8 protein-coding genes are annotated in these 6,821 nt (G+C 40.6%); 4 read left to right on the forward strand and 4 right to left on the reverse strand.

The window, feature by feature from the left end; translation table 11 throughout:
- Positions 1-391 precede the first annotated feature (391 nt).
- The 3 genes from ACUVXA_RS13860 to ACUVXA_RS13870 all read right to left on the reverse strand — a co-directional run bounded on the left by ACUVXA_RS13860 (position 392) and on the right by ACUVXA_RS13870 (position 2,942).
- Positions 392-532: a hypothetical protein gene (locus ACUVXA_RS13860; RefSeq protein WP_445871870.1), complete on the reverse strand. Its 141-nt coding sequence runs from the start codon at positions 530-532 to the stop codon at positions 392-394.
- Between the two features lie 40 nt (positions 533-572).
- A complete protein-coding gene (locus ACUVXA_RS13865) occupies positions 573-1,184 on the reverse strand; it encodes a hypothetical protein (protein WP_445871871.1) in 612 nt (203 codons plus the stop codon).
- A gap of 135 nt (positions 1,185-1,319) precedes the next feature.
- On the reverse strand, positions 1,320-2,942 hold the full coding sequence (locus tag ACUVXA_RS13870; RefSeq protein WP_445871872.1) for a long-chain-fatty-acid--CoA ligase: 1,623 nt from the start codon (positions 2,940-2,942) through the stop codon (positions 1,320-1,322).
- 642 nt (positions 2,943-3,584) lie between these two features.
- On the opposite strand from ACUVXA_RS13870, the gene ACUVXA_RS13875 reads away from it, so the two are divergent.
- The 4 genes from ACUVXA_RS13875 to ACUVXA_RS13890 all read left to right on the forward strand — a co-directional run bounded on the left by ACUVXA_RS13875 (position 3,585) and on the right by ACUVXA_RS13890 (position 5,650).
- Positions 3,585-3,716: a hypothetical protein gene (locus ACUVXA_RS13875; RefSeq protein WP_445871873.1), complete on the forward strand. Its 132-nt coding sequence runs from the start codon at positions 3,585-3,587 to the stop codon at positions 3,714-3,716.
- A gap of 28 nt (positions 3,717-3,744) precedes the next feature.
- Positions 3,745-4,065, forward strand: coding sequence for a PIN domain-containing protein (locus tag ACUVXA_RS13880; RefSeq protein WP_445871874.1), 321 nt, complete (start codon positions 3,745-3,747; stop codon positions 4,063-4,065).
- 167 nt (positions 4,066-4,232) lie between these two features.
- Positions 4,233-4,940, forward strand: a complete 708-nt coding sequence (locus ACUVXA_RS13885; RefSeq protein ID WP_445871875.1) for a flavodoxin family protein — start codon at positions 4,233-4,235, stop codon at positions 4,938-4,940.
- Positions 4,941-4,963: 23 nt separating this feature from the next.
- The gene (locus ACUVXA_RS13890; RefSeq protein WP_445871876.1) at positions 4,964-5,650 is read left to right on the forward strand and encodes a flavodoxin family protein; all 687 of its coding nucleotides are present in this window, start codon (positions 4,964-4,966) and stop codon (positions 5,648-5,650) included.
- A 306-nt stretch (positions 5,651-5,956) separates the two neighbouring features.
- Here the strand turns inward: ACUVXA_RS13890 and ACUVXA_RS13895 are convergent.
- On the reverse strand, positions 5,957-6,821 hold an 865-nt coding region (locus ACUVXA_RS13895), incomplete at its 5' end, for an epoxyqueuosine reductase (RefSeq protein ID WP_445871877.1).

Consider the following 6,821-nt stretch of genomic DNA (forward strand, 5'->3'; position numbering starts at 1 on the left):
CAGCCGGTGAGTGGTCTGGAATGACCTTATTTTGGGCAACCATGCGCTTTTAGAAAATGTGCACCACCCTTTTCTATTAATTTTGTTCTTAATTATGTGGTTGTTTACTCCTTTGTTTCGGGGGCTTAAAAAACGCTTCTTTTCCGGGAAACTTGAGCAAAACACAAGCATATACTTCCCGTATACGGTAAAAAACGGTGTGAAAGGAATAAAAAGCAACATTAATAATACGAACTCGGTTGTGGTATTGACTTTAAACAAAACAATCGATTTCAAAGTAGATGATGTGGTGTCTAAAATTCCTACATAAAAATTTTTGACTTCAAGACGCCATAACAGCCCGAGAGCGTTTGGAAGTCCAAAGGACGTGTTAAAAAAGTGGGAATACAGCCTATTGGAATTTCAAAAAGGTTGGAAACACCATCCACAAATAGATTACGTAAACGGAAATACAAAACGCCGCAATCAGGGTGGACATCACGGTAATTCTCCAGTATGCTTTCTGCAAATCTAGGTCATCATCAAAAAACAATCCAAGACCCCCCATTATTTAAAACCTCACTCTCCTATTATTATTTTTTGTGTTTCACGTAGAGAAAACCCCCTATCACCATAAGAAGTGATACCATAAACATGGGTAAAATAAGCCAGTACAGCCAGAATGCCCAATTTTCTGATACTGATTGTACCATGGGAAAAATCATATTATAATTCATTGCAAAACTAAAATCTCCGGTTAGATAGTAGCTATAGCCGTTAAACAGGCAATAACTAGTGTACGTGCCAAAATCTGAAAGGAAACTAGAAAACTCTCTTATAAAGTACAACCCGCTTAACCACAACCAAATAAACCCTATGGCAAAAACTGCATTTAATTTCTTGCTTACATAAGGCGGGGTTTTCCAATATATTTTCTTACGATATCTTATGAGTCCGTATACGTATACTCCAATTATTAATACCATTAAAATTATAGAAAAAAGGAGTTTTCCTCCCGTTTCTCCATACAATATGTAGTTTATCAACGGGTTTCCATAAAGCAGATTTGAAACATAAATCAATAAAACAATTACTGTCAAAAAAACGATGCCAAAAAAGAGGGTAAATATCGTGTTTGATAAAAAATACTTTTCCAAATCCTCCTCTTGATTGGCTTTATCCCGAGTTTCCTCTCCAACACCCATTTTACTATTTCACCCTCCCAAATATGATCTAATCATTTGTAAACATATATAAATTTTTAGTAAGAAAAGTAAAAGCATTTGCTATTATTAAATTAGTTTTTTTTAAAAAAAAATAAAAAGAGGGACTATTAGACTTTACCCCATTAGAATATCTTTGTACTGCTCTTTGAGAACCTTCTTGTTAAACTTGCCCACACTGGTCTTAGGCAAACTGTCCACGAGAACTACCTTGTCTGGAAGCCACCACTTTGGCACTTTCTCCGGATACTTTTTGAAGTGTTCGAGCAATTCTTTTTCGGTGACTTTGCCTTTGAAGTCGGGTTTGGGTACGACTATGACTAGTGGTCTTTCGTCCCATTTTGCGTGTTTGACTCCGATGACGCATGCTTCCATTACGGCGGGATGCATGCTGGCGACGTCTTCTAGGGTTAGTGTGGATATCCATTCGCCACCGCTTTTTATGACATCCTTGGTTCTATCCCTAATGTGGATGTATCCTTCCTCGTCTATGGTTGCGATGTCCCCGGTGTGCATCCATCCCCCGGCCCATAGTTCTTTAGTTTTTTCTGGTTCCTTGTAGTATTCCATGGTGAGCCAGGGTGCTCTTACCACGATTTCGCCCATGGTTTCGTTGTCGGCTGGAACATCTTTCATATTTTCATCTACTACTCTTAGGTGGACTAGTGGTACTGGTATTCCGGCGGTGATCCATCGGGAGATTTTTTCCTCTTTAGGTAGGTCTTTTTGTTCGGGTCTGATGAATGCTTCGGTAAGTAGTGGGAAGCTTTCGGTTAAGCCGTATGCGGCGAATATTTTCATGCCGTAGTCCCATCCCTGTTCTGCTAGGCCTCGGGGTAGTGCTGAGCCACCTATGAAGGCTTTGAATCCTTTTAGTTTGGGTATGGCTTCTTTGAAATTGGGTGCCCACATCATGATTACTAGTAGGGTGGGTACGAATGCCGATACTGTGCAGCCTTCTTTTACTAGTAGGTCTACCATCGTGGCGGGCTCGTATCTGCCGGGCAGTACTTGTTTCATTCCGAAGAGTGCGCAGGAGTAGGGTAGTCCCCAAGCGTGTGCGTGGAATAGTGGGGTTATGTGCAGTAGTACGTCCTCGTTGGTGATTCCCCAGTAGTTTCCGGAGGCGGCGGATTGCACTAGGCTGTGTAGTACGCCTGCTCTCTGTGAGAAGACGCAGCCTTTGGGTAGTCCGGTGGTTCCGGTGGTGTAGCACATGGTGGCTATACTGTTTTCGTCTAGGTCGGGGTACTCGTAGTCGGCGGATGCAGATTCATGTAGTTCGTTGTAGTTGTGTATGGGTTCCAGTTTGGTGTCTGGGATTTCTTTGGTGTCATTTATCACTATGTAGTGTTCTACGCTTTTTAGTTTGGGGGCGATTGCCTCTATCAGAGCTAGGAAGTCTTGGTTAAAGAGAAGTACTTTGTCTTGCGCGTGGTTTACTACGTACTCGGCTTCTTCAATGGAGAGTCGGGGGTTTCCCTCGTGAAGTACGGCTCCCATGCAGGGAACGCTCCAGTAGAGGTCGAAGAACTGATAGGTGTTCCAGTCGAAGCATATTACTTTGTCTCCTTCTTTCACTCCTAGGTCTGCTAGCATGTTTGATCCTTTTCTTGCTCTCTCGTCCATCTCCTTGTAGGTGAATCGGAGAGTGTCACGGTACACGATTTCAGATTTCGGATATATTTTCGAGCAGTTCTCTAATATGTGTTTATACAATAACGGATATTTATATGCCACAAAACCACTCCCATTCTTTAGAATTTTTTTATAGATTTTAATTGATAAACTCATATATTAAATTGTCTATTAAAAAGTGTAGCTCCAATTCCTAATTGTGAGTCGGCGAATATTATTTTTTTTAAAAAAATAAGAGCAGGAATAAGTTGTCTTAAAACCTATTTTTCGCAGATTCTGCGAGGTTATTCTTATGGTTTAACCCTTTCCGGAGTGAAAGGGGGAAATTATGCGGGCTTCTCAAATATAATTAGCATGATTATCAAGAAAGAACTTCAAACAATTTAAGAGAACATCGAACTCTACTATAGAATTCACAAATGTGCGAAAAATGGGTTAAAAATCATATGTTGAATAAAAAAGGAATTAAAAGAAGTCAAGAGTATTATATCACGTATAAAAATTTTTAAAAGTTCTAATTAAAATTTTGTTTAATTCAGTGAATAGCTTTCTGAATTTGGATTGATGCTTTTAGGCTTTATTATATTTACGAATTCGTTAAATTTAAAGTAGATTAACATGCTAAATTTATTCACTGTTGTAATTTTTATTTACAAGGTGATTTAACGGACTTTGTTGTTCTTCCATCAGTTAGGATTAGTAAAAAAATTGCGGAAATATTTACAGAAGATAATGGAGGAAAAAATGTTCACGAGTACCACAGAACTTATTCGCGGTGCTCTAAGGGAATATGTCCAAAAACACAGGAAAGAGCTCAGTAATTTAGACTTTGAAATCATAGATTCAACTATTATATTAGAGGGGGAGAGAAATTAATAAAAGAGGGAGGAAAGACTTCTCAAGCTTGCAGAGGAGTTACGCTCTGGTCACTAGTTTCCTCATATACCTCTATTATTTGGAAAAGAATGATAATATTTGGAAAATCGTAGAAAACGGATTTTGTAATCTGGTCACGCTTTCAGAAATGTACCATGTTACATATCGAAAAGAAGGACATGTTGGATCGGTAAAATTTATTGAAAAATTAATAAAAATATCCAAAATCGTACCTTCGGAAGAATTAGCATTAATCGTTGGTCAATTCAAATGTAAGTACCCCATTAGTTTAGCAGACTGCTGGGTTCTAGCAACCGGAAAAAAAGGTCTGTTCCCGCACTGTTTCTAATCAAAGAAAAAGAAATTATTGAAAATCTGGATGAAATACAAAGAGTAGTAAAAGTTGAGTTTTTTAAAAAGCAAATATCAGCCCCAAACAACCTATTACAGCAAAACCTTTTTTAGAGATACAAAGCTCTGTTTGTAAATATTAATATTTTGTCGGAGGTTAATTTCATGAAGCTTTTAGCTTTTCAGGGAAGCCCCCGAATGGAAAAAGGGAATACCGAAAAAATTCTAAAGGCCTTTCTTGAAGGTGCTCGTGATGCTGGTGCAGAGACCGAGACCCTGTATTTGCGGCGTATGAATATTAATCCCTGTAATGGCTGTTTTGGCTGCTGGTATGAGACACCGGGTAAGTGTGTTCAGAAAGACGATATGAATGAAGTGTTGGAGAAGATTCTGGATTCTGATGTTTTGATTTTTGCAACCCCGCTATATATCTACAATATGACCGCGTATGTGAAACGCTTGTTAGAAAGATTGCTTCCTCTAGTAAAACCGGATTTGGTTAAGGCTCCAGATGGGCTAACCGGACATCCTCGTAGATATGATAAGATATGGCGATGGATTCTGATTTCAAACGCTGGTTTTCCCGAGGAAGAACACTTTAAGCCACTATTACACTGCTTTGACAGAATCTCACGTGGTTTCACAAATCAAGAAGGTTTCGCCTATATCATTCTTAAGGGTGCCGGTGAGATGCTGAGATTCGGGGACCCCAAAACTTTTAAACCATTCTTCCAGGCGGTAAGGGACGCAGGTAGAGAATTCGTGGAGACCGGAAAGGTTTCCGTAGAAACAAAGGCTAAGGTTGACAAACCCCTATGGGAATACGCACCGAAAGCAGCCTACGCCACAAGAGAGAGTTTCAAATCGAAATAACATAATATGTTGGAGGATAATTTATGAAGCTTTTAGCTTTTCAGGGAAGCCCCCGAATGGAAAAAGGAAACACAGAAAAAATTCTTCAAGCCTTTCTTGAGGGTGCCCGTGAAGCCGGAGCCGAAACAGAAACCTTATACTTGCGACGAATGAACATCAATCCCTGTACCGGTTGTTTCAGCTGCTGGTTCCAGACACCAGGAGAATGCGTTCAAAAAGACGATATGAAAGAGGTGTTGGAGAAGATTCTGGAAGCAGATGTCCTGATTTGGGCCACACCACTTTACATCTACAATATGACGGCCTACATGAAGGCAATGTTTGAAAGAATACTACCTCTCATAAAACCGGATATAATAGAGGGTAAAGACGGACTTGCTAGTCATCCAGCCAGATACAAGAGTAAAAGGCAGCGGTGGATTCTTATATCAAATTCTGGATTCCCCGAGCAAGAACACTTTGAATCACTACTACACTGCTTTGACCGAGTGTGTACTATCTGGACTAGGGGTGAAGGATTCGCTGTCACCATTCTCAAGGGTGCCGGTGAATTGATGAGATACTTTGACATCAAACTATTCGAACCCTTCTTTGAGGCAGTGCGAGACGCGGGCAGAGAATTTGTAGAAACCGGATCTGTATCCCAAGAAACAAAAGCTAGGGTAGATAAACCCTTATGGGAATACGCACAGACGGCATCCAAGCCATGATAGAAAAGTTAAGATCAAAACAATAATAAGAGTTGAATTTAGGGAGTGAAAAAGAGTCTTCCTTTCCCACAACTTTGAGAAGATGTTCACCGTTCTTACCTAACCATATAATAAGAATATCGTAGAAGAAGTAGAGCGCATAAGAAATAAGTTCTATGAGCTCTGGTATTAAGTTAACGATATGCGTAGAAAAAAACTTCGCATATCCAAGGAAATAGAACAAAAAGAAATGGAATTGTTCAAATTAATAAAAAAACTTGATAAGTATATGGATGATTATCTGTCCGCGATAAATGTAATTTTAAATTAGTAGTATTTTCTCTTGTGCTCATCTGGGAATTCATTGAATACTTTTTGGGCTTTGTCTGGGGGTAGTATGATTATGTCTCCGTTTTTTCTCTGGAGTACGCATCCGGAATTTGTTAGTAGGCGATAGTTTTCTTTTGTGTCTTCTGGGTTGCCCCAGCAGATGTTTTGACACATACCGCAGGTGAGTCGAAGATTTAATCCCGGTGCCGCTGGGTTTTCAAAACCTGGTTTGCCGTCCGTTCTCTCGGGCCATTCTTTGTATTGAAAAATTGCGCGGAAAAGTACCGAAGCAAGTTCCTTTTCGTCTTCGGGAATATGGAAGCGTCCCGGAGACCATGTGGACCACTTGCCGCTCTTGTTTAGACCTGTGAAGCCTCCGCACACCAATTGGCAGCGCATGATGTTTTTACGCGCACCGTATGAGAAGGTGTAACCGCCCATGGTGACAGAGGTTTCTTTTTCTTTATCAAACATGCCAGCCGTGCACGCAGATACGCAAAGCTTGCACTTGTTGCAGAAGGATTCCTCAGGAGGGATAGGCTCGGTAGGTTCAAGTTCTGCAGTGGTGACTACGGTTCCCAGCTGAATGGTGGCGCCGTAACCCTTGATGCCCACATTGCCTGACCAGCCGAACGATCCGACACCGGAGCGTACGGCAATGTAGCGATGGGAGAGAACGGGAAGCATCTCCAGCTGCCAATTTGGGAGCTCCTTACGATAATTATTGTTCGAATAGACTCTTTTAGATGGGATTCCTTTGTTTTCGAGCCAATTTGCGAGCTCCTTGGAAATCTTTGAGGATTTAATATCGAGCTCAAACCGGTCCCTTTCATGCCCCAGGAAGTCTTTTTTACTTAAAAAA

Source organism: Candidatus Jordarchaeum sp. (assembly GCF_052745115.1).